The 21,144-nt window shown below is 49.6% G+C and carries 24 protein-coding genes; 13 read left to right on the forward strand and 11 right to left on the reverse strand.

What is annotated here, in order from left to right:
* Positions 1–36: 36 nt before the first annotated feature.
* The 6 genes from cytR to rraA all read left to right on the forward strand — a co-directional run bounded on the left by cytR (position 37) and on the right by rraA (position 5,837).
* Complete coding sequence (cytR, locus tag MPHASIOC01_RS26625; RefSeq protein WP_064596128.1) at positions 37–1,071, forward strand: DNA-binding transcriptional regulator CytR; 1,035 nt, start codon at positions 37–39, stop codon at positions 1,069–1,071.
* 87 nt (positions 1,072–1,158) lie between these two features.
* Positions 1,159–2,136, forward strand: coding sequence for a cell division protein FtsN (gene ftsN / locus MPHASIOC01_RS26630; RefSeq protein WP_064596129.1), 978 nt, complete (start codon positions 1,159–1,161; stop codon positions 2,134–2,136).
* Between the two features lie 136 nt (positions 2,137–2,272).
* Positions 2,273–2,803: an ATP-dependent protease subunit HslV gene (gene hslV / locus MPHASIOC01_RS26635; protein ID WP_036115842.1), complete on the forward strand. Its 531-nt coding sequence runs from the start codon at positions 2,273–2,275 to the stop codon at positions 2,801–2,803.
* Between the two features lie 9 nt (positions 2,804–2,812).
* Positions 2,813–4,144, forward strand: a complete 1,332-nt coding sequence (gene hslU, locus MPHASIOC01_RS26640; RefSeq protein ID WP_064596130.1) for an HslU--HslV peptidase ATPase subunit — start codon at positions 2,813–2,815, stop codon at positions 4,142–4,144.
* A 142-nt stretch (positions 4,145–4,286) separates the two neighbouring features.
* Complete coding sequence (gene menA / locus MPHASIOC01_RS26645; protein WP_064596131.1) at positions 4,287–5,216, forward strand: 1,4-dihydroxy-2-naphthoate polyprenyltransferase; 930 nt, start codon at positions 4,287–4,289, stop codon at positions 5,214–5,216.
* A gap of 135 nt (positions 5,217–5,351) precedes the next feature.
* The gene (gene rraA / locus MPHASIOC01_RS26650) at positions 5,352–5,837 is read left to right on the forward strand and encodes a ribonuclease E activity regulator RraA (RefSeq protein WP_036115835.1); all 486 of its coding nucleotides are present in this window, start codon (positions 5,352–5,354) and stop codon (positions 5,835–5,837) included.
* 56 nt (positions 5,838–5,893) lie between these two features.
* Here rraA and zapB read toward each other — a convergent pair whose 3' ends face one another.
* Positions 5,894–6,139, reverse strand: coding sequence for a septal ring assembly protein ZapB (zapB, locus tag MPHASIOC01_RS26655; protein ID WP_156519015.1), 246 nt, complete (start codon positions 6,137–6,139; stop codon positions 5,894–5,896).
* A 73-nt stretch (positions 6,140–6,212) separates the two neighbouring features.
* Entirely contained in the window at positions 6,213–6,449 is a 237-nt protein-coding gene (locus tag MPHASIOC01_RS26660) for a hypothetical protein (protein ID WP_156519016.1), read from the reverse strand.
* Positions 6,450–6,579: 130 nt separating this feature from the next.
* Between MPHASIOC01_RS26660 and MPHASIOC01_RS26665 the strand changes: the two genes are divergently transcribed.
* The 4 genes from MPHASIOC01_RS26665 (at position 6,580) to fpr (ending at position 10,957) form a co-directional block, all read left to right on the forward strand.
* Complete coding sequence (locus MPHASIOC01_RS26665) at positions 6,580–7,431, forward strand: MIP/aquaporin family protein (RefSeq protein ID WP_064596132.1); 852 nt, start codon at positions 6,580–6,582, stop codon at positions 7,429–7,431.
* Between the two features lie 22 nt (positions 7,432–7,453).
* Positions 7,454–8,968 (forward strand): glycerol kinase GlpK, encoded by a 1,515-nt coding sequence (gene glpK / locus MPHASIOC01_RS26670; protein ID WP_353613622.1) that lies wholly within the window; start codon positions 7,454–7,456, stop codon positions 8,966–8,968.
* Between the two features lie 138 nt (positions 8,969–9,106).
* Entirely contained in the window at positions 9,107–10,117 is a 1,011-nt protein-coding gene (glpX, locus tag MPHASIOC01_RS26675) for a class II fructose-bisphosphatase (protein ID WP_064596137.1), read from the forward strand.
* A gap of 93 nt (positions 10,118–10,210) precedes the next feature.
* Positions 10,211–10,957, forward strand: coding sequence for a ferredoxin--NADP(+) reductase (gene fpr, locus MPHASIOC01_RS26680; RefSeq protein ID WP_064596139.1), 747 nt, complete (start codon positions 10,211–10,213; stop codon positions 10,955–10,957).
* Here the strand turns inward: fpr and MPHASIOC01_RS26685 are convergent, their stop codons facing one another.
* Positions 10,958–11,377, reverse strand: coding sequence for a DUF805 domain-containing protein (locus tag MPHASIOC01_RS26685; RefSeq protein WP_064596141.1), 420 nt, complete (start codon positions 11,375–11,377; stop codon positions 10,958–10,960).
* Positions 11,378–11,491: 114 nt separating this feature from the next.
* Here MPHASIOC01_RS26685 and MPHASIOC01_RS26690 point away from each other — a divergent pair, with 114 nt between their 5' ends.
* The gene (locus MPHASIOC01_RS26690) at positions 11,492–12,091 is read left to right on the forward strand and encodes a DUF1454 family protein (protein WP_064596142.1); all 600 of its coding nucleotides are present in this window, start codon (positions 11,492–11,494) and stop codon (positions 12,089–12,091) included.
* Between the two features lie 102 nt (positions 12,092–12,193).
* The gene (gene tpiA / locus MPHASIOC01_RS26695; RefSeq protein ID WP_064596143.1) at positions 12,194–12,961 is read left to right on the forward strand and encodes a triose-phosphate isomerase; all 768 of its coding nucleotides are present in this window, start codon (positions 12,194–12,196) and stop codon (positions 12,959–12,961) included.
* A gap of 63 nt (positions 12,962–13,024) precedes the next feature.
* On the opposite strand, the gene MPHASIOC01_RS26700 is transcribed toward tpiA, so the two are convergent.
* The 8 genes from MPHASIOC01_RS26700 to MPHASIOC01_RS26735 all read right to left on the reverse strand — a co-directional run bounded on the left by MPHASIOC01_RS26700 (position 13,025) and on the right by MPHASIOC01_RS26735 (position 19,789).
* The gene (locus tag MPHASIOC01_RS26700; protein ID WP_064596287.1) at positions 13,025–13,810 is read right to left on the reverse strand and encodes a CDP-diacylglycerol diphosphatase; all 786 of its coding nucleotides are present in this window, start codon (positions 13,808–13,810) and stop codon (positions 13,025–13,027) included.
* An 88-nt stretch (positions 13,811–13,898) separates the two neighbouring features.
* Positions 13,899–14,888, reverse strand: coding sequence for a sulfate ABC transporter substrate-binding protein (locus MPHASIOC01_RS26705; protein ID WP_064596145.1), 990 nt, complete (start codon positions 14,886–14,888; stop codon positions 13,899–13,901).
* Between the two features lie 149 nt (positions 14,889–15,037).
* Entirely contained in the window at positions 15,038–16,000 is a 963-nt protein-coding gene (pfkA, locus tag MPHASIOC01_RS26710) for a 6-phosphofructokinase (protein WP_064596147.1), read from the reverse strand.
* 186 nt (positions 16,001–16,186) lie between these two features.
* Positions 16,187–17,089, reverse strand: a complete 903-nt coding sequence (gene fieF, locus MPHASIOC01_RS26715) for a CDF family cation-efflux transporter FieF (protein WP_353613623.1) — start codon at positions 17,087–17,089, stop codon at positions 16,187–16,189.
* Positions 17,090–17,301: 212 nt separating this feature from the next.
* A complete protein-coding gene (locus MPHASIOC01_RS26720; protein ID WP_000720167.1) occupies positions 17,302–17,934 on the reverse strand; it encodes a type VI secretion system-associated protein TagO in 633 nt (210 codons plus the stop codon).
* A gap of 11 nt (positions 17,935–17,945) precedes the next feature.
* Complete coding sequence (locus tag MPHASIOC01_RS26725) at positions 17,946–18,278, reverse strand: zinc ribbon domain-containing protein (protein ID WP_001229865.1); 333 nt, start codon at positions 18,276–18,278, stop codon at positions 17,946–17,948.
* A gap of 101 nt (positions 18,279–18,379) precedes the next feature.
* Positions 18,380–18,622: an ogr/Delta-like zinc finger family protein gene (locus MPHASIOC01_RS26730; protein WP_001251454.1), complete on the reverse strand. Its 243-nt coding sequence runs from the start codon at positions 18,620–18,622 to the stop codon at positions 18,380–18,382.
* Between the two features lie 48 nt (positions 18,623–18,670).
* Positions 18,671–19,789, reverse strand: coding sequence for a phage late control D family protein (locus tag MPHASIOC01_RS26735; RefSeq protein WP_353613624.1), 1,119 nt, complete (start codon positions 19,787–19,789; stop codon positions 18,671–18,673).
* 157 nt (positions 19,790–19,946) lie between these two features.
* Here MPHASIOC01_RS26735 and MPHASIOC01_RS26740 point away from each other — a divergent pair, with 157 nt between their 5' ends.
* A complete protein-coding gene (locus MPHASIOC01_RS26740; protein WP_353613625.1) occupies positions 19,947–21,140 on the forward strand; it encodes a phage tail sheath subtilisin-like domain-containing protein in 1,194 nt (397 codons plus the stop codon).
* The last annotated feature ends 4 nt before the right edge of the window (positions 21,141–21,144 follow it).

Consider the following 21,144-nt stretch of genomic DNA (forward strand, 5'->3'; position numbering starts at 1 on the left):
AATGCATCATTTGCGGTTTCGGACGAGGAGAGCACGTTGAAGGCAAACAAAAAAGTCGTGGCACCCACGATGAAAGATGTGGCAGAAAAAGCAGAAGTGTCTACAGCAACAGTCTCTCGCGCATTAATGAACCCCGAGAAAGTTTCGCAGGCAACACGCAATCGGGTTGAACAGGCTGCTATTGAGCTGGGCTATCTGCCACATGCTCTGAACCGCAGTGCCAAACGCAACGACTCCCGCACACTTCTGGTCATTGTGCCGGATATTTGCGATCCCTTTTTCAGTGAAATTCTGCGCGGTATCGAAACCACTGCGGCACAGCATGGCTACCTAGTGTTAATTGGCGACTGTGCTCACCAAAACCAGCAAGAAAAGAACTTTATTGACCTCATCATCAGTAAACAAATCGACGGCATGTTACTGCTTGGCTCCCAACTACCTTTCGATGCCAGCCGCGAAGAGCAGCGCAACCTGCCGCCAATGGTGATGGCGAACGAATTCGCACCTGAGCTGGAACTACCAACAGTTCACATCGACAACCTGACTGCGGCTTTTAATGCCGTCGCCTGGTTGCTGCAGCAAGGCCATACCCATATTGCCTGTATTGCCGGCCCCGAAGAAATGCCTCTCTCACACTATCGTTTGCAAGGGTATATTCAGGCTCTTAGGCGCAATGGCATTACGGTAGACTCAAACTATATTGTACGCGGCGATTTTAGCTATGAAGCCGGGGCAAGTGCGCTTGAGCAATTGCAGCGCCTGCCTGTTCCGCCCACCGCCATATTTTGCCACAGTGATGTCATGGCGCTGGGGGCGCTTTCATGGGCAAAACGCCACGGCCTGCGCGTACCGCAAGACCTGTCTATTATGGGTTTCGACGATATTGCATTATCACGCTTTTGCGACCCGCCACTCACCACCATGGCGCAGCCCCGCTTCAAAATTGGCGAGGAAGCGATGTTGCTGCTTCTGGAACAGTTGAATGGGAACACCATCAGCCCGGGATCCCGTTTGCTTGACTGCGACCTGATCATCAGGGAATCGACTGGCCCGGCAAAAGCAGGGATTTAACGCTTTCGGAATCCTTAATCTGGTCAAACTCCCGCCTCTTAAGTAACATGGCGGACTGATAAATACTATATTCACAGCGAAACGATAGTGGCACAACGAGATTACGTACGTCGTGGGCAATCGACGCCAGCACGGCGGAAAAAAGGAAATTCCCGCAAAAAGCAGACTCAGGGGTCTGCGCTCTCTCCAGTGATGGTTGCCGTTGCGGCGGCTGTTCTGGTGGCTTTTGTTGGCGGGCTTTACTTTATTACCCATCATAAAAAAGAAGAAAGTGAGGCGCGAAGCGGGCAAAGCATTCCCGGCAATGGTCTGCCGCCGAAGCCCGAAGAGCGGTGGCGCTATATTAAAGAGTTGGAAAATCGCCAGCCAGGCATACGTACGCCTACAGAACCCTCTTCAGGAGGGGAAATCAAAAATGCTGATCAACTAACCAATGAGCAACGCCAGTTACTGGAACAAATGCAGGCAGATATGCGCCAGCAACCCACACAACTGAGTGAAGTGCCCTGGAATGAACAAACCCCAGAACAACGCCAGCAAACATTGCAACGTCAACGTCAGGCCGCCGCAGTACAACAACAGGCACAGCCTTCGGGTACATCATCCCGCTCGTCGAATACTCAGTCTCAGCCTTCAACAACGCGTAATACACAAACTTATTCGCGCTCTTCTCCTGTGCGGGCCCCCACATCAGCCTCACCTTATGAAGACCTGATGCAAACGCCTGCGCATACATCCCAAAGAGAACAGACGCGAAGTACCACTGCAACCCGAACAGAACAGCCTGCGCCTGTCACACAGGTACAGGAACCGGCCAAAACTGCAGAGAAAAAAGATGAACGGCGCTGGATGATACAATGTGGCTCATTCCGCGGAGCGGATCAGGCCGAAACTGTGCGCGCACAGTTAGCATTTGAAGGTTTTTCTTCACATATTACCGTGAATAACGGCTGGAACCGGGTGGTCATTGGCCCGTTGAAAGGGAAAGAGAATGCAGACTCTACTATCAGCAGGTTGAAGGTTTCCGGTCACGCAAACTGCATCCGTATCGCATCCGGGGGTTGAAACCCCCAATTTTCCCCCCATCTATAATTTCATTCTCTTCCGGGCGTGTTTTGGTGAGCTGTAGTACAGGCCGTGAATAGTACAGGCAAACCGGGCCCGGAGTACCCTCATTCAGCTATCCACAAGGGGTCTGCTCGTGACAACAATAGTAAGTGTACGCCGCAATGGCCATGTAGTAATCGGTGGCGATGGTCAGGCCACGCTGGGCAATACCGTAATGAAAGGTAATGTCAAAAAAGTACGTCGCCTCTACAATGACAAAGTGATTGCGGGATTTGCTGGCGGAACAGCAGATGCCTTTACCTTGTTTGAACTGTTCGAACGAAAACTGGAAATGCACCAGGGGCACCTGGTTAAAGCCGCAGTTGAACTGGCGAAAGACTGGCGTACCGACCGTATGCTGCGTCGGCTGGAAGCACTACTGGCTGTAGCCGATGAAAATGCCTCACTCATCATTAGTGGCAATGGCGACGTTATCCAGCCCGAAAATGACCTGATTGCGATTGGCTCTGGTGGCCCTTATGCTCAGGCTGCGGCTCGTGCATTACTGGAAAACACAGAGTTAGGCGCACGCGATATTGTCGAAAAAGCGTTGGGTATTGCAGGTGATATCTGTATTTATACCAACAGTTTCCAGACCATCGAAGAATTACCGTCAAAAGTTTAAGGACTGCCCATGTCTGAAATGACCCCACGCGAAATTGTCAGCGAACTCGACAAACACATTATTGGTCAGGACGCAGCAAAGCGTTCTGTCGCTATTGCGCTGCGTAACCGCTGGCGCCGTATGCAGCTTGATGAAGAGCTACGCCATGAAGTGACACCAAAAAATATCCTGATGATCGGGCCAACTGGTGTCGGTAAAACAGAAATAGCCCGTAGGCTGGCAAAACTGGCTAATGCGCCGTTCATCAAAGTGGAAGCGACCAAATTCACCGAAGTGGGCTATGTTGGTAAGGAAGTGGATTCTATTATCCGCGATCTGACCGATGCTGCCGTGAAAATGGTTCGCATGCAGTCTATTGAAAAAAACCGCTATCGTGCAGAAGAAATGGCAGAAGAGCGGATTCTGGATGCTTTGATCCCACCAGCAAAAAATAACTGGGGCCAGGCAGAAGCCTCCCAGGAGCCTTCTGCTGCGCGTCAGGCGTTTCGTAAAAAACTGCGTGAAGGCCAACTGGATGATAAAGAAATAGAAATCAACCTTGCGGCTGCACCAATGGGTGTCGAAATCATGGCTCCGCCAGGTATGGAAGAAATGACCAGCCAGCTTCAGTCTATGTTCCAAAATCTGGGTGGGCAGAAACAGAAGCCGCGTAAGCTGAAAATCAAAGATGCTATGAAGCTTCTGGTGGAAGAAGAAGCTGCAAAACTGGTTAATCCGGAAGAACTGAAACAAGATGCGATTGATGCCGTTGAACAGCATGGCATCGTGTTTATCGATGAGATCGATAAAATTTGTAAACGTGGTAATACTTCTGGTCCGGATGTCTCCCGCGAAGGCGTGCAACGCGATTTGTTGCCTCTGGTTGAAGGCTGTACGGTATCCACGAAGCATGGGATGGTGAAAACAGACCATATTCTGTTTATTGCTTCTGGTGCATTCCAGGTTGCCAGCCCATCAGACCTTATCCCTGAACTGCAAGGCCGCTTGCCTATCCGCGTAGAGTTACAGGCACTAACCACTGAGGATTTTGAGCGGATCCTGACAGAACCGAACGCGTCCGTCACTGTACAGTACAAAGCACTGATGGCAACTGAAGGGGTTAATATAGCCTTCACAGACGATGGCATTCGCCGTATTGCTCAGGCTGCATGGCAGGTCAATGAAACAACTGAAAACATTGGTGCCCGCCGTTTGCACACGGTGCTGGAACGTCTGATGGAAGACATTTCGTTTGATGCCAGTGAGATCGGTGGCGAAACCATCACTATTGATGCCGCCTATGTCAGCAAGCACCTTGACGAACTGGTAGCAGACGAAGACCTGAGCCGGTTTATTTTGTAGTTGCCACCCCACTGGTACACGACACCAATGGGTAACACGCTTTCAGGTTAGGCCATGTACCGTGTACAATTCGATTCCGAGCCTAATCCTGTTCATTTCCATGGGGGCATCGTGCCCCCATTTTTATTGCTGGCGATAAAACATGACTGATGCCCAACCTGTGAGTGTTGCCCGCGCGTGGTTTGAAAGCCTGCGCCCTCGTACACTACCCCTGGCGTTTATTTCTATTGTTGTGGGGAGCGTTCTGGCCTGGTGGCAACATACCTTTAATCCGCTTGTTGCCGCACTGGCTTTGTTAACCGCCGGGCTATTACAAATTCTTTCAAATTTAGCCAATGATTATGGTGATGCACTTAAAGGCAGTGATAAACCAGACCGTATAGGGCCATTGCGTGGTATGCAAAAAGGCCTGATCAGTGTGGCTCAAATGAAAGTCGCCCTGATTATCACCGTTACACTAACTTGTCTGGCTGGCCTGGCGCTGGTGCTGGTCGCCTGCCATACCTTGTCTGATTTGTTTGGTTTTCTCTTGCTCGGCGTCCTGGCTATTGTTGCGGCGATTACCTATACCGTTGGCAACAAACCTTATGGTTATATGGGTCTTGGTGACATATCAGTACTGATTTTCTTTGGCTGGCTAAGTGTTGTTGGCGCATGGTATTTACAAACCCATCAACTGGCATTCTCTATCTTCATTCCTGCGACTGCAACTGGGCTGTTAGCAACAGCAGTATTGAATATCAATAACCTGCGTGATTTAGACAGCGACAGAGAGAATGGTAAAAACACACTCGCGGTACGCCTTGGGCCATATAATGCCCGCCGCTACCATGTCATATTGCTTATGGGTGCTCTGTTATGTTTTGCCCTGTTTAATTTACTTTGGCTGAAGCAAATGTGGGGATGGTTGTTTGTGCTCTCAGTTCCACTACTGGTGCGCCAGTGCCGTTATATTCTGCGCGAAACCAACCCGGTAGCAATACGCCCAATGCTTGAAAAAACAGTGAAAGCAGCCTTACTGACCAATATCTTGTTTGTTGCAGGTATCATCATCAGCCAATGGGGCGGATAACTGACCCACATCAACGCATCCTGCAGTTTTTTAATGACAATACGCAACAGGCTGAAAATTACTCATTACAGCAGGACATCGCCAGACATTAAGCGATATACTGAAAACTACCAGCGGCAACTAAGTGTTAATCCTATGAAATACGATACTTCAGAGTTGTGCGATATCTACCACGAAGATGTTAATGTCGTCGAACCGTTATTTTCTAACTTCGGTGGGCGTCACTCCTTTGGTGGACAGGTCATCACAGTAAAATGTTTCGAGGACAACGGGTTGCTGTATGAGCTTCTCGAAGAAAATGGCCGTGGGAGAATCCTGGTCGTGGATGGCGGTGGCTCAGTTCGTCGCGCACTTCTCGACGCCGACCTGGCTCGCCTTGCTATGCAAAACGAATGGGAAGGCATTGTTATTTACGGTGCCGTACGCCAGGTAGATGATCTGGAAGAAATGGATATCGGTATTCAGGCTATTGCCGCCATTCCTGTGGGTGCTGCGGGAGAAGGTACAGGCGAGAGTGATATTCGGGTCAACTTTGGTGGTGTGACGTTCTTTTCAGGCGACCACCTCTACGCAGATAACACTGGCATTATTCTTTCTGAAGAACCCCTGGATATTGAATAGACGTACTATTGGGCGCAGCAGACATTACTGCGCCCAAAAGGCCTCGCCAGGAGAAATTAAACTTCTTCCATTTTTCCCAACAGTGCCTGTAAACGCTCTTGCCAGACACCCAGTTGCTCTTTCAGTTGGTTATTTTCCTGTTCCAGCGCTCCGCGATTTTCCTGTGCAAGCTGTACTTCCTGCGCCAGGTTGTTGTTCTTTTCTTTCAGCTCTTCGATTTCCATCTGCAACAGCGTGATGGTATCAATAGCCTGTTGTACTTTGGCTTCCAGTTTTTCAAACACTTCAAATGACATTGTCATACCTCTCCTGAATTACAAAGGCGCTGATGGATGACTATCCTGTCCCGCTTCGGCGACGCCTTAATGATATACGTTACATCACGCAAGACTTCGATTGTAAGAAGCCTGACAGCCCCTGTCCAGCGACATACCCGGCTGTTTGCGGATTGCAACACTTTTCAGCATTTGCTGAACTTCCCACGCAGCCCATCAGCCAAATTGTTAATACATCCGTTAAAAGATTGAGATATTTCTTATCACGCCCAATGATTATCCGGCCCAACAATCCGGCCCGCATGGCGCGAAAACGCTCATTTTCTTGACGGCGCACACAAAAATCACTTTCGATATTTCTCGTTTTTGCTCGTTAACGATAAATTAACAGTATGTCTACACGACATGGCGGGTTATTGGCTTACCCGTACAAACAATAATCATTAATTTACCTTCAGGACCCGATTATGAGTCAAACTTCAACCTTAAAAGGTCAGTGCATCGCCGAATTTCTTGGTACCGGGTTGTTGATTTTCTTCGGTGTTGGCTGTGTTGCCGCTTTAGTTGTCGCAGGCGCAACATTTGGCCAGTGGGAAATCAGTATCATCTGGGGTTTGGGGGTGGCTATGGCCATCTATCTGACCGCAGGCGTATCCGGCGCACACCTTAACCCGGCAGTCACTCTTGCATTGTGGCTGTTTGCGAACTTCGAAGGGCGAAAAGTTGTGCCCTTTATCTGCTCACAGTTTCTCGGCGCCTTCTGCGCCGCAGCTCTGGTTTACGGGCTTTATTACAACCTGTTTATTGATTACGAACTCACTCACCATATTGTCCGGGGGACACCAGAAAGCCTGAAACTGGCAGGCATTTTCTCTACTTACCCGAATCCCCATATCAACTTCTACCAGGCTTTTGCTGTTGAGATGGTCATTACCGCCATTCTCATGGGCGTAATTATGGCCCTGACTGATGATGGTAATGGGATCCCTCGTGGCCCGCTGGCACCACTGTTAATTGGCCTGCTCATTGCTGTTATTGGTGCATCGATGGGGCCATTAACCGGCTTTGCGATGAACCCGGCACGCGACCTTGGTCCGAAAACATTCGCCTGGCTGGCAGGTTGGGGAGACATCGCCTTCACTGGAGGACGTAACATTCCTTACTTCCTTGTTCCGGCTTTTGGCCCCGTAACTGGCGCCATTCTGGGCGCATTTGGCTACAAGAAGTTAATCGCTCATCATTTACCTGGCAATAAACCTGTTGTAGAAACATCAAATCCATCATCGCCTGCGGTGGCACAACAAAAAGCCTCGCTGTAATTCGACTTAAGGACACACATTTATGACCACAGAGAAAAAATACATCGTCGCACTGGACCAGGGCACCACCAGTTCCCGGGCCGTGGTACTGGATCACGATGCTAACATCGTCAGTGTCTCCCAACGCGAGTTTCAGCAAATCTACCCCAAAGCGGGTTGGGTGGAACACGATCCCATGGAGATCTGGGCATCACAAAGTTCCACACTTGTGGAAGTGCTTGCCAAAGCAGACATTCGTTCAGACCAGGTAGCAGCTATCGGAATTACCAACCAGCGCGAAACGGCCATTGTCTGGGAGCGCGAAACCGGTAAACCTATTTACAATGCCATTGTCTGGCAGTGCCGTCGTACCGCTGAAATTTGCGAACAACTTAAGCGCGATGGCATGGAAGAATACGTGCGTAACACAACAGGACTGGTCATCGACCCCTATTTTTCGGGTACCAAAGTTAAATGGATTCTCGACCACGTTGAAGGTTCGCGGGAACGCGCACGTCGTGGGGAATTGTTATTCGGTACCGTTGATACATGGCTTATCTGGAAAATGACTCAGGGTCGGGTACATGTCACCGATTATACCAACGCCTCCCGTACCATGCTGTTCAACATCCATACTCTGGAGTGGGATGACCACATGCTGGAAGCACTGGATATACCTCGGGAAATGCTGCCGCAAGTACGTAAATCGTCTGAAGTCTATGGCCAAACCAACATTGGGGGGAAAGGCGGGACACGTATTCCTATTGCCGGGATCGCAGGTGACCAGCAGGCAGCCCTGTTTGGGCAGTTATGCGTAAAAGAGGGGATGGCGAAAAACACTTATGGCACCGGCTGTTTTATGCTGATGAACACAGGCAATCAGGCCGTCACCTCCAGCCATGGGTTGCTCACCACCATCGCATGTGGCCCCACTGGCGAAGTGAATTACGCGCTGGAAGGGGCGGTATTTATGGGTGGTGCATCTATTCAGTGGTTGCGGGATGAAATGAAACTCATCAGTGATGCCACCGACTCTGAATACTTTGCCACCAAAGTCAAAGACACCAATGGCGTCTATGTCGTGCCAGCATTTACCGGGCTCGGAGCTCCTTACTGGGACCCTTATGCACGCGGTGCAATCTTCGGTTTGACTCGCGGTGTAAACGCCAACCACATCATTCGGGCTACCCTTGAGTCTATCGCCTACCAGACGCGCGACGTACTTGAAGCCATGCAGGCCGATGCCGGTGTACGGCTCCACGCTCTGCGAGTTGATGGCGGCGCTGTTGCTAACAACTTCCTGATGCAATTCCAGTCAGATATTTTGGGTACCCCGGTTGAGCGCCCTGAGGTCCGGGAAGTCACTGCTCTGGGTGCCGCATACCTGGCGGGCCTGGCTGTGGGTTACTGGCAAAATCTGGATGAGCTGAATGAAAAAGCGGTTATTGAGAAAGAGTTCCGCCCAGGTATTGAAACTACCGAACGGAATTACCGCTATGCAGGCTGGAAAAAAGCGGTTAAACGCGCCCTTGCCTGGGAAGAACACGAAGAGATGTAACTAACTGATAAACTACTTAAAAGCCACAGTCTATGTGGCTTTTTCATTTTTACCATCACCCTGCCAGCATAGGGGACTTACCCTGTGCTTTCCCCACTGTGCTACACTCCGTCGCAATTCTTACGTTGTGGATTTGCTATGAAACGAGAACTTGCTATCGAATTTTCCCGTGTAACTGAAGCCGCTGCACTTGCTGGCTATAAGTGGCTTGGCCGGGGAGATAAAAATGCCGCAGACGGTGCGGCCGTGAATGCCATGCGCATCATGCTCAATCAGGTTGATATTGACGGGCAAATTGTTATTGGCGAAGGGGAAATTGATGAAGCCCCGATGCTGTATATCGGTGAAAAAGTGGGGACCGGCAAAGGCGACGCAGTTGATATTGCTGTTGACCCCATTGAAGGCACCAGAATGACTGCAATGGGCCAGGCTAATGCGCTGGCTGTGCTGGCTGTTGGCGATAAAGACTGTTTTCTGAATGCACCCGATATGTATATGGAAAAGCTGATAGTGGGCCCGGATGCCAAAGGTGCTATCGACCTCAACCTGTCACTCAGCGAAAACTTGCGCAATATCGCTTACGCTATGGCAAAACCATTGAGTGAACTCACCGTCACTATCCTGGCAAAACCCCGCCATGAGAAAGCCATCGAGGAAATGCAAAAGCTGGGCGTGCGCGTTTTCGCCATTCCTGATGGTGATGTAGCAGCCTCAATTCTGACTTGCATGCCTGATAGCGAAGTGGATGTCCTGTATGGCATTGGCGGTGCGCCAGAAGGTGTGGTGTCTGCGGCTGTTATTCGGGCTCTGGATGGTGATATGCAGGGTCGGTTAGTTGCCCGTCATCATGTTAAAGGCGATACCCCTGAAAACCGCTCTCTCGGCGAAAAAGAATTACAACGTTGCCAGGAAATGGGTATTGAAGCCGGCAAAGTGCTGGTACTCAGTGAAATGGCCAAAAGCGATAATGTGATTTTCTCGGCAACCGGCATTACCAAAGGTGATTTACTCGATGGTATTTCCCGCAAAGGGAATATGGCCACAACAGAAACCCTGCTAATTCGCGGTAAATCACGTACGATTCGCCGTATCAAATCCATTCACTACCTCGATCGCAAGGATTCGGGTGTGCAGGTGTATATTGTGTAACCGTTTGTCTTCTTGAGCTTTCCAGCCCTTTTGGGCTGGAAATGTTGTGCAGACCTGGCGAAGATTAATTAAACATCATCACAGGAGTGCTTTATGGCTGACTGGGTTACCGGCAACGTTATCAATATCAATCACTGGACAGAGACACTGTTCAGTCTGACACTCAACGCCCCTGTCGCTCCTTTCACCGCCGGGCAATTTGCCAAACTAAGCCTGGAAATTGACGGTGAACGTGTCCAGCGAGCGTATTCTTACGTCAATGCACCAGCTAACCCAAATCTTGAGTTTTATCTGGTGACAGTTCCGGGCGGCAAACTGAGCCCACACCTGAGTGCCCTCAAACCTGGTGACCCGATACAAGTTACCGCATCGGCTGCGGGCTTTTTTGTGCTGGATGAAGTTCCGGATTGCCAAACGCTCTGGATGCTGGCGACAGGTACGGCTATCGGGCCTTATTTATCCATACTTCAGCAAGGTGATGACCTCGAACGCTTCGAACATATCGTCCTGGTTCATGCCGTACGCCATGCTGCCGACTTAAGTTACCTGCCATTAATGCTTTCGCTTCAGCAACAACTGAATGACAAGCTGCGCATTCAAACCGTAGTCAGCCGGGAGACCACCACGGGAGCACTCACCGGGCGGATACCTGCATTGATAGAAAGTGGAGCATTAGAAGCGGCGACCGGGCTGGCTCTGGATCCCACCACCAGCCATGTGATGTTGTGTGGCAACCCAGACATGGTAAGAGACACGCAGACACTACTTAAAGAAACCCGCGGTATGACAAAACACTTACGCCGCCGCCCGGGGCACATGACGGCGGAACATTATTGGTAATTAACGGTATTTAACTTCCTGCGTTGCCTGACCGTATTTATTTTCTCCCTGGGTGCCTAAAAACGCGCCCAGGTCGAGGAGCATCATCACCATAATCAGAGTAGGTATAAAGCGCCCTACCGCCCAGACCCAGATACCTCCCAGCATACTCCAGTTCCCCGCCAGCAACATCCAGGCAAGAATCATTAAAAATGCCCAGGCTCCCGATTTGCCACGGTCATGCAACCGTTTAACTACAACGGCTGAAGTCGGCCACAGCAGGCAAACCAGAATAAATGCAGCAGTTTGTGTGCTGAGCATTTGATTACCGGCAAGCGTAAACAACAGCGACATAGCTACTGCCCACGCAACAATCCAGACCCAGAAATCACGGCGGCCAATACGCCCCCGAAAAGAAAACAACCAAAGCTGTATGGTCATAAACGTACCCTGTTTATCATAATGCGGATAGTTTACCCTGGCTGGAGCTGTTTTTGACAAGCGCACAGGATATCGTTTTAATCGTTTCACCAATCTCAGGGGGAGTGAGAATGAATGAAATACTTGTTAACCGCGCTTGCAGCACTCACATTATTGACTTGTGCAGCCTATGGCAAAGCGGAGCAAGGAGAACCCAAAGCGCCTGTCGCTGCGTACCTGCTACCCGGTGCACCGGTATTCAATATCTCGATTTCCGATTTCCGTGAACGTTTCAATCACGATAATCCCACATTACAACTCAATGAATTTCGTGCCATTGAGGTCAACGACCCCAAGGTTTTATTACTGCGAGCTGCAACAAAAATTAATGAAAATCTCTATGCATCAGCAGCACTTGAGAGGGCGACACTCAAAATCAAAAGCATCCAGATAACCTGGTTACCGATTCAGGGGCCAGAACAGGCAAACGCGCGGGCAAAAGCTCTGGCCTGGATGAAAGCGTTAATCAATCATTTCAACCCTAATTATTCGGCACAACAAAGTGCAAATCTGCTCACCAAATTGTTGTCTGCCGGAAAAAACAAAAGTTATTACGCTCAAACGGAAGGGGCGTTACGCTATGTTGTGGCAGATGACGGTGAAAAAGGGCTAACTTTTGCTGTTGAACCGGTTAAGCTGGTGCTATCTGAAGCGCTTGAAAACAGCAATCAATGATAAAAAGCAAAGCCTTTCGAGCTGTGAATCTCTATACTGTGTTACAGACCCGCTGCCTGCCATGGCAGCACTATTTTTATTTCTTACCACCTGGAGAATAAGATGCGACATCCCTTAGTGATGGGTAACTGGAAACTCAACGGCAGCACACACATGGTTCACGAGCTGGTGACTAACCTGCGTAAGGAATTATCCGGTGTTGTGGGTTGTGGTGTTGCGATTGCCCCTCCGATGATGTACCTCGACCTGGCAAAACAGACTGCAGCTGGCAGCCACATTCACCTGGGCGCACAAAACGTTGATCTGAACCTGTCTGGCGCATTCACTGGCGAAACGTCCGCTGCAATGCTGAAAGATGTGGGTGCAAAATATATTATTATTGGTCACTCCGAACGCCGCACCTACCACGCTGAATCCGATGAACTTATCGCGAAAAAATTTGCTGTCCTGAAAGAACAAGGTCTGATCCCGGTTCTTTGCATTGGTGAGACTGAAGCAGAAAACGAAGCAGGTAAAACAGAAGAAGTTTGTGCCCGCCAGATTGATGCCGTTCTGAATACTCTTGGTGCTCAGGCTTTTGAAGGTGCAGTTATCGCTTATGAACCCGTGTGGGCAATTGGCACTGGTAAATCTGCCACTCCGGCACAGGCTCAGGCTGTTCACAAATTCATTCGTGATCACATTGCAAAAGCTGATGCAGCAATTGCTGAACAAGTTATCATCCAGTACGGCGGCTCCGTTAATGCGGGCAACGCAGCTGAACTGTTTGGCCAGCCGGATATCGACGGTGCGTTGGTTGGTGGTGCTTCACTGAAAGCAGATGCCTTCGCTACTATCGTTAAAGCAGCAGCAGAAGCGAAAAATGCCTGATAAGCATTAATCGCCCTGCGGTTAAAAGGCCCTGCAGGAGAGCACTTACGTTGTAGTGCCTGCTCAGGGCTTTTGTGTTTCTGGTGTGGTCAAAATTGCGCAGGTATGATCCTGTAACACTTCTGCCGATGCCGGGTTGCCGTGCAATAAGTCACGCTCCGTTGCCAACGCCAGTAATTTCCCACTTTTCAGTGCCACCAGCGCCAGGCTGAAATGCCCCATCTGTTTTGCTGCCCCACCAACCTGCTGTGCAAAGTTAATAAACAAACTTTGGTTTTTCAGTTCCTCTGGGGTTAATGTTCGTGCCAGCCACTCTTCACCAGCCAGATTATCCGGGAATGGCTGCCATTGAGCCCCAACAGCATACTGAAACTTGTCAATGGTTTGGCGAATATCGTTGCGCAGGCAGGAGATATGAATATGTAGCTGGTTCTGTGTTCTGCCAGTTGGTGAATTTATTGCCAACGAAATCGCAGTATCCGGTACAGGCGCCCCTCGTTTTTCTGCCATTACACCGCGTTCATGCCAGGCGTCCCAGAAAAAATTCGGCGTTGTGGGGGAAAGCAGTTCAGGGCTCTCAATGCCCGTTATACGCTCAACCGGCATTAACAAAAATTGCAGAGGACCATTGAGATCCTTCAATAGCACATACCCTTGTTGCAGGTTTACTTCTTTACAAGGTGCTGGATTATGATTCTTCTGCTCACCCGGTACACATTTTTCACTGACAATGCGCCACAGGGCCCCGGCCTTCCACTCTCGTTCATGCCAGTACCAACCTCCCGCCGCACCAGCTACAACTAACACTGCGAAAAATAACCCTAAATACTTTTTGCGATGACGGACCATCATTGTGCTCCTGAACGTAAAAAAACGATGACCTGACAGCCATCGTCCTGTTTTTCAACTCAAATCACAATGACAGTTTTGTTAACAATCACCGCTGACTGATTTGGTCAAATGTACCGCCGCTGGCAAAGTGTATTTTCTGTGCCTGTGCCCAGCCACCAAATTTTTCATCAATAGTGAAAAGCTTCAACTCAGGAAACTGTGCCCTGAACTGTTTAGCAACTTCCGGGTCACGCGGACGATAAAAGTTACGAGCGACAATCTCCTGCCCTTCATGAGAGTAGAGATGCTGCAAATATGCCTGAGCGATATCTCGTGTGCCTTTTTTATCCACTACCTTATCGACCACTGAAACAGTTGGTTCGGCCAGAATCGATTCACTCGGCGTCACTATTTCAAACTGCCCGTGTCCCAGAGTCTTCTCCGCCAGCAGTGCTTCGTTCTCCCAGGCAATCAACACATCGCCAATTCCCCGTTCAACAAAGGTGTTCGTTGCACCACGCGCTCCGGAATCAAGCACTTCAACATTATGATATAACGCTTTAACAAAAGCCTGAGCCTTCTCCTGAGAACCATTGTTGTTATCCAGCGCATAGCCCCAGGCAGCCAGGTAATTCCAGCGTGCACCACCAGAGCTTTTCGGATTCGGGGTAATCACCGAGATGCCAGGTTTAACCAGATCATTCCAGTCATGAATATTTTTCGGGTTGCCTTTACGTACCAGGAAAACAATGGTTGAAGTATAAGGTGCTGAATTATCTGGTAACCGTTTGATCCAGTCTTTAGCAATGCGCCCACGCGCAGCAATCGCGTCAATATCCCCTGCCAGAGCCAGCGTCGCCACATCAGCATCAATTCCATTAATAATTGACGTTGCCTGTTTACCTGAGCCGCCATGAGACTGACGAATAATCACATTGTCGCCCGTTTTTGCTTTCCACCAGGCACTGAACGCTTTGTTATATTGCTCATAGAGCTCACGCGTGGGGTCATAAGACACATTTAATAATTGGATGTCTTTAGCCATAACACTGGCAGATGCCAGCAGCAAAACCGCTCCAGGAAGCCATTTTTTCATCACGGGTTCTCTTATCAGGTCGAATGGTGTCAGCCTGCCAGAAAATTTCTCGCTAATTAAAGAATTAAAAAAAATTGGCTATAACTATAAGGAATAATTGAAGGGATAAAAAAGCCGGAAAACATCTCCGGCTTGTAGCAGGCAGGCTGTCAGTACAATTTCTTCGCGCAGTTCAGCCAGTCGCCTTTGAATGGACGTTTCATGTTCTCAATAGCATCGATAATATCGTGGTGTACCAGTTTTTCATTCTGAGTACCCACACAACGGCCACCATACCCCTGCAACAGTAGTTCAATTGCATAAGCGCCCATACGAGAAGCCAGAATACGGTCGTAAGGAACCGGAGAACCACCACGTTGAATATGCCCCAGCACAGTCGAACGCGTTTCACGACCAGTTTCAGTTTCAATGTATTTGGATAATTCATTCACATCGCAAATGTGCTCAGTAATTGCAACAATTGCGTGTTTTTTGCCTTTGGCAATACCAGCCTTAATTTCGGCAACCAGATCTTCGCGGTTAAATTCTACTTCCGGCAGTACGATAAACTCACACCCACCAGCAATGGCTGCAGCCAAAGTCAGATCACCACAATAACGGCCCATTACTTCAACAATTGAGATACGCTGGTGAGATGATGAAGTATCTCGCAGGCGGTCAATCGCTTCAACAACGGTACTCAAAGCTGTGAAGTAACCGATAGTGTAATCCGTTCCAGCTACATCGTTATCAATAGTTCCAGGCAGACCAATGCATGGGAAGCCCATTTCAGTCAGGCGTTTTGCCCCCATATAGGAACCATCCCCACCGATCACGACCAGTGCATCAATGCCACGTTTTTTCATGTTTTCGATTGCGACACTGCGAACATGCTCTTCACGGAACTCAGGGAAGCGAGCGGACCCCAGGAATGTCCCGCCACGGTTAATCATATCGGACACACTATAACGGTCCAGGTTAATCATACGGTCTTCATACAAACCCAGATAGCCATCATAAATCCCACAAACTTCCAGACCTTCTGTCAATGCGGCACGCACAACTCCACGAATCGCTGCGTTCATGCCCGGTGCGTCACCACCGCTTGTCAAAACACCGATTTTTTTAATCATGACTACCTCTGAACTTTGAATGCAAAATGAATACTGTTGCCAGAACCGCCTGCGGATAAACTGGGGGTTACAACACTTACCGCAATAGTATATCAACCGGTTCTTGCTGAATTGATTCAGGTCAGGCCAAATGATGGTTATTTATACTGAAAATGGCGACCTGGCTCACTTTTTTACACCTCTCCATTAACGCTCGAAATGTCCCTGTAATTCCTGCGGTACTACCGAACAAGGATCCTGATGAATAATGACATCTGCACCATGAAAATGGTCACGAATTGCCTGCTCCACCGCTTCAGCAATACGGTGCGATTCAACCAATGGTAAATCGTCATCCATTTCCAGATGCAATTGAATAAAACGAGTCGGCCCTGACTGCCTTGTCCGCAGATCATGGGTCCCTTTCACTTCAGGCCATTGACCAGCGATGCGAATAATTTCCTGATGGTCACTTTCCGGTAGGGCCCGGTCCAGCAACGACTGAACTGCTTCGTACCCCATACGTAAAGCGTTATATAAAATATAAATGCCAATACCTAAAGCGAAGAGTGAATCCGCGCGGTGCCATCCATACCATGACAGACCCAGCGCAACCAGGATGGCTCCATTCATCATAACATCAGACTCATAATGAAGCATGTCTGCCCTGACAGCCTGGCTACCCGTTCTACGAACCACCCAGCGCTGGAATGTCACCAAAATGATAGTACTGATTAATGCCAGAACAGTGACAATCACACCTACACCAGCATCACGCATCGGTTCTGGTTGTGCAATATGTTGAATTGCCGAGAGAAATAAAAATAATGCCGAACCCGAAATAAACATGCTCTGCGCGAGTGCCGCCAGAGACTCGGCTTTACCATGGCCAAAAGTATGTTCATCATCCGCTGGTTGAAGGGAATAGCGAACGACCAACAAGTTGGTTAAAGATGCTGCAATATCGACCAGTGAATCGACTAAAGATGCCAGAATACTCATTGATCCTGTTAACCACCAGGCAACTATTTTAATGCATAACAATATGCAAGCAGTTGTCGTTGCAGCTAAAGCTGCACCTCTGACAAGACGACCATAATTTTGATTCATAACACCTCCAGAAAACCTGGGTGCCAGTATAATCAATTTGAGTATATTTAAAGGCAAAAAAAAGCCCCGCCGGTTGGCGGGGTAAGACAGGGATGGTGAAGAAATCCGTCCAGTAACACAATGGAATAAAAGGATTTATTCTAGTCTTCGTCTACATTTTGACTACACTTCGACAAAGAAAAGCCCCGTGCATTACGGGGCTGCACACCGCATTACTTCCATCCACACGCTTTTTGAAGTGGCTTCAATGCCTCTGACAGACCAGCAACATCAAATGTCGCACTCACGGGACTTTCATTGTAAGGCGTGATCTGAGTAAACATTGAGTTAGCCTGGCTCAGCGCCTTGACGAACTCGATGACATTGCCACGATAAAATACCGATTTGGTATCGCTAGATATGTCCCATGTTTTCGTTTTTGCCTTCTGTTTATCCAGGCGAGACAACATCTGTGTTTCGTTCAACCCAAGATAGGTATCCCAATTGAGGAAAAGTTCTGTTTTTTTCTCGCGGCAAGTGATGTAAAGACTTGGTGTGATCGATTCACCAAACTGCGACCGGAAAGAATCATTAGCAGAAAGGCTAACATAAACATTCTCTGAATCATCCACGGGTGAAGTTTTCGTGGATACCTGCCATTTTCCAACTCCTACAACTGGCTTAGCCTCTTCGGCTACTTTCGGTGGAAGAACCTTATCGTAACAAGCTAAACGCGCATCACTTTTTGCCTCGGATTGGCATTTCATTAATGCGTCATTGTTAATATCGGCTTTAACTGGTTCTACCGCATACGCTGTTGATACAGCAGAAGAGCAAAGCGCCATAGCAATGATTATCTTTTTCATACCATTACCTTTCATGATTTCGGGCGAGTAAAGAAAACAAACATTCCGATAATGATATCGCCAATAACCCAGATGGTTCCCAGCATCATCATCCCCAGCCCCGTACCAATTGCTGCTCCGGCCCGTTCTGCGTCTGAGGCTGCGTTATTGATAACGTCACTACTGCCGCCAGCCCCGGCAAAAATGCAATAGATCATAAAGATGTTAAACAGGATAAATATCCACTTAACGATCTTGCCAAAAAATGAGCGCTTCGGCTTTCTGACCTGATGGCCGCAAGACGGGCATTTAAACGCTGAATCACTAATTTCTTTACTGCATTCCGGGCAGTTTACTAATGCCATTTTCCTAGACTCCATAGACATGGTTACATAACCGCCATAAAGCCTATCAGTTTATTTTGTTTGAATAAATAAAAATTAACCCGCCATATAGGCGGGTTATTTTAGAGTGCCAGCGATAACTGATCTTCGCCGTGGTGACTTCGTGGAAAAGCTTCTTGTGGCACCATCGCGCCGGGCGCTGGCTGGGTCTGGTTTAGTGAACCGTCTATTTCCGTCATGCTGGTGAAACAGTACCCGCACAACATATTTTGACACTGGTGATAGCTGCGCCGCACAAGCAAACTCAGCTCAACGCTGGTTCTGGTTTTTGCTATTGCACGGCAGCGAGGACAGCGCATTGCCATACGCGGGCCTCCTTTCAGGACTGGTTAATATCAACGCAAGTATAACGCTTAAGACGTTGAATCGTCACTCTCCGCTGTCCAGTCGTCGATTTTTACTTCCAGTTCCAGCGACGTGGTAAACCCTCCCCCGCCAATATCGTGAACGCACCGCGTTATCGTCCAGTTCCCACTGTCGATCGTGGACTTAAAGCCGTAGACGCTGGCGGGCTGTTCCGGGTACAAATCTGCGCGGCCACGCGCCAGGGTGATACTGAACGTCGCCGCTCCACGCTGCAACTCCCGCCACTTAGCCGCAGCGGCACGCTTCGCCGCCTTTTCCGTCTTGAAGGTTTTACGGATAACAAAAACGTTACCTTCGGCCCCGGCCAGATAATCACCCTCTTTTTTGCTGGATGCAGGCTCTTTCTTTTTGGCCTGGCTGGTTCTTCGCCTGCGGGTTGTTTTCTTCACGGTAGTGGATGGTTTTTTACCAAAGTTGAGATCAAGCCAGTATGCAGTTACGCCCGTGTACGCGTCGCGGTCAGCTACGTTAAAGCGATGTTTATCACCGCTTGACCGGACTATCTCGATCACCGGCAGCGGCTTGCCGCTCTGCGTCACTCCCTTACCTGGCGTGATAAACAGAAGCATACCGTTTTTAATGGTTGCCACCGCGCCCAGCATTTCGGCCATGCGCGTTAAGAAACTGATATCTGATTCACTCGTCTGATCGGCGTGGTCTATCTCAATCTTCGCCAGTTCTTCGCTGACACCCGCACGCAGATCGTAGCGGCTGGCAATACTGGCGACCACATCCCCCACGGTAATATCGTGCCAGCTATATTCCCTCTTCACGTTGAAGGTATCGCGGAAATCTGCGCTTCTGGCACTGATCGTTAGCTGGTCAGGCGGGCCAGCGTGTCCAATCTCGTCAACCGTATAGATGCCCTTAAAAACCAATGGATCATTATCCCAGCCCAGCGCCACCGATACCTTTGCGCCGCGTGGTGGTAATGCTACCTGCCCGTCTGCATCATCCAGAGTCAGATCCAGCGTGTCCGCTTCAAAGCCCCGGTTATCTGTCAGGGAAAGAGAGATCAGCCGGTTATCCAGCGCCGTAAGCTGATTACCTTCAATTTCAATACTGAACGCCGGGCGCGGCGAATATCGGTTTTCTGTCGTGTCCATATCAACCCCTTCATCATGATGGGGTACATCGTCGCCACGCGCGCGCGCATGAACAACGCCCCGTCATTGTTGCAGGTTGCTGACAACCCTTATTCATCGCATCGGCCTGCCATTGCCGCAATGATATTCGCAGTCATTAAACTGGCGAGGCAAATACATGGCCACTAACTACCATCACGGTGTAACCGTCACGGAAACCACCGACCTTAGCACGATGATCACCGACATTGATTCGGCGGTGATCGGCGTTGTCTGCACCGCTGATGATGCGGACGAAACAGCGTTCCCGCTGGATACCCCTGTACTGATTACCCGCGTGGCTAACATGCTGGGCAAGGCAGGTAAAACCGGCACCCTGTTTACCACTCTGAAAGCGATTTCAGACCAGACCAGCCCGCAAACCATTGTGATCCGCGTTGCTGATGCTGCAAATATCGAACCGCCAGAAGGCGGCACCGCACAGACACAGGATCAACTGGTTATTGGCGGCACCGATGCAAACGGACGCTTTACCGGCATGTACGCGCTGCTGTCTGCCGAAATGCGCGTAGGCGTGCGCCCGCGTGTGCTGGCTGTTCCCGGTCTTGATACGGAAGCGGTGGCCGCACAACTCGGCGTCATTGCCGAAAAGCTGCGAGCGTTTGCTTACGTAGCAGCGAACGGCTGCAACACCATCGCCGAAGTGAAGGAATACCGCGAACAGTTCTCCCAGCGTGAAATGATGGTTATCTGGCCTAATTTCATCTGCTACGACACCAACGCCGTGGCGAATGCCACCGTGCCCGTGGGTGCCCATGCAGTTGGGATGCGCGCCAAAATCGACGCAACGCAGGGCTGGCATAAAACCATTTCCAACGTACCCGTTAATAACGTGTTGGGTATGGATCGGGATATCTATTTCACGTTGCAGGGCACCGATACCGACGCCGACGAACTGAACGCAGCAGGCGTTACCACGCTGATCAAACAGGACGGCTACCGCATCTGGGGATCACGCACCTGCGACGCGGAAACGTATATCTTCGAAAGCTATACCCGAACCGCGCAGATCGTTGCGGATACCGTCGCCGAAGCCCATTTCGCCTATGTTGATAAACCGCTTACCCCGTCGCTGGTTAAGGACATTGTGGACGGCATCAATAAGAAGCTGACCTCATACGTGACGGCTGGCAAGCTGCTGGGCGCCCGCTGCTGGTATGACCCGGAACCGAATACCTCGGAAACCCTGCGCAATGGTCAACTGACCATTAAGTACAACTACACCCCTGTTCCACCGCTGGAAAATCTCAGCCTGGTACAGGAGTTCACCGACGAATATTTCGCTACGTTTTCCAGCGCAGTGAATAACTAACCGG

This window comes from Mangrovibacter phragmitis (genome assembly GCF_040429585.1).
GTDB classification, from domain to species: Bacteria; Pseudomonadota; Gammaproteobacteria; order Enterobacterales; family Enterobacteriaceae; genus Mangrovibacter; species Mangrovibacter phragmitis.

Coding starts and splice junctions, on each gene's coding strand:
- hslU (WP_064596130.1), top strand. CDS start 2,813: ATGTCTGAAATGACCCCACGCGAAATTGTCAGCGAACTCGACAAACAC.
- menA (WP_064596131.1), top strand. CDS start 4,287: ATGACTGATGCCCAACCTGTGAGTGTTGCCCGCGCGTGGTTTGAAAGC.
- rraA (WP_036115835.1), top strand. CDS start 5,352: ATGAAATACGATACTTCAGAGTTGTGCGATATCTACCACGAAGATGTT.
- zapB (WP_156519015.1), bottom strand. CDS start 6,139: ATGACAATGTCATTTGAAGTGTTTGAAAAACTGGAAGCCAAAGTACAA.
- MPHASIOC01_RS26665 (WP_064596132.1), top strand. CDS start 6,580: ATGAGTCAAACTTCAACCTTAAAAGGTCAGTGCATCGCCGAATTTCTT.
- glpK (WP_353613622.1), top strand. CDS start 7,454: ATGACCACAGAGAAAAAATACATCGTCGCACTGGACCAGGGCACCACC.
- glpX (WP_064596137.1), top strand. CDS start 9,107: ATGAAACGAGAACTTGCTATCGAATTTTCCCGTGTAACTGAAGCCGCT.
- fpr (WP_064596139.1), top strand. CDS start 10,211: ATGGCTGACTGGGTTACCGGCAACGTTATCAATATCAATCACTGGACA.
- MPHASIOC01_RS26685 (WP_064596141.1), bottom strand. CDS start 11,377: ATGACCATACAGCTTTGGTTGTTTTCTTTTCGGGGGCGTATTGGCCGC.
- MPHASIOC01_RS26690 (WP_064596142.1), top strand. CDS start 11,492: ATGAAATACTTGTTAACCGCGCTTGCAGCACTCACATTATTGACTTGT.
- tpiA (WP_064596143.1), top strand. CDS start 12,194: ATGCGACATCCCTTAGTGATGGGTAACTGGAAACTCAACGGCAGCACA.
- MPHASIOC01_RS26700 (WP_064596287.1), bottom strand. CDS start 13,810: ATGGTCCGTCATCGCAAAAAGTATTTAGGGTTATTTTTCGCAGTGTTA.
- MPHASIOC01_RS26705 (WP_064596145.1), bottom strand. CDS start 14,888: ATGAAAAAATGGCTTCCTGGAGCGGTTTTGCTGCTGGCATCTGCCAGT.
- pfkA (WP_064596147.1), bottom strand. CDS start 16,000: ATGATTAAAAAAATCGGTGTTTTGACAAGCGGTGGTGACGCACCGGGC.
- fieF (WP_353613623.1), bottom strand. CDS start 17,089: ATGAATCAAAATTATGGTCGTCTTGTCAGAGGTGCAGCTTTAGCTGCA.
- MPHASIOC01_RS26720 (WP_000720167.1), bottom strand. CDS start 17,934: ATGAAAAAGATAATCATTGCTATGGCGCTTTGCTCTTCTGCTGTATCA.
- MPHASIOC01_RS26725 (WP_001229865.1), bottom strand. CDS start 18,278: ATGGCATTAGTAAACTGCCCGGAATGCAGTAAAGAAATTAGTGATTCA.
- MPHASIOC01_RS26730 (WP_001251454.1), bottom strand. CDS start 18,622: ATGGCAATGCGCTGTCCTCGCTGCCGTGCAATAGCAAAAACCAGAACC.
- MPHASIOC01_RS26735 (WP_353613624.1), bottom strand. CDS start 19,789: ATGGACACGACAGAAAACCGATATTCGCCGCGCCCGGCGTTCAGTATT.
- MPHASIOC01_RS26740 (WP_353613625.1), top strand. CDS start 19,947: ATGGCCACTAACTACCATCACGGTGTAACCGTCACGGAAACCACCGAC.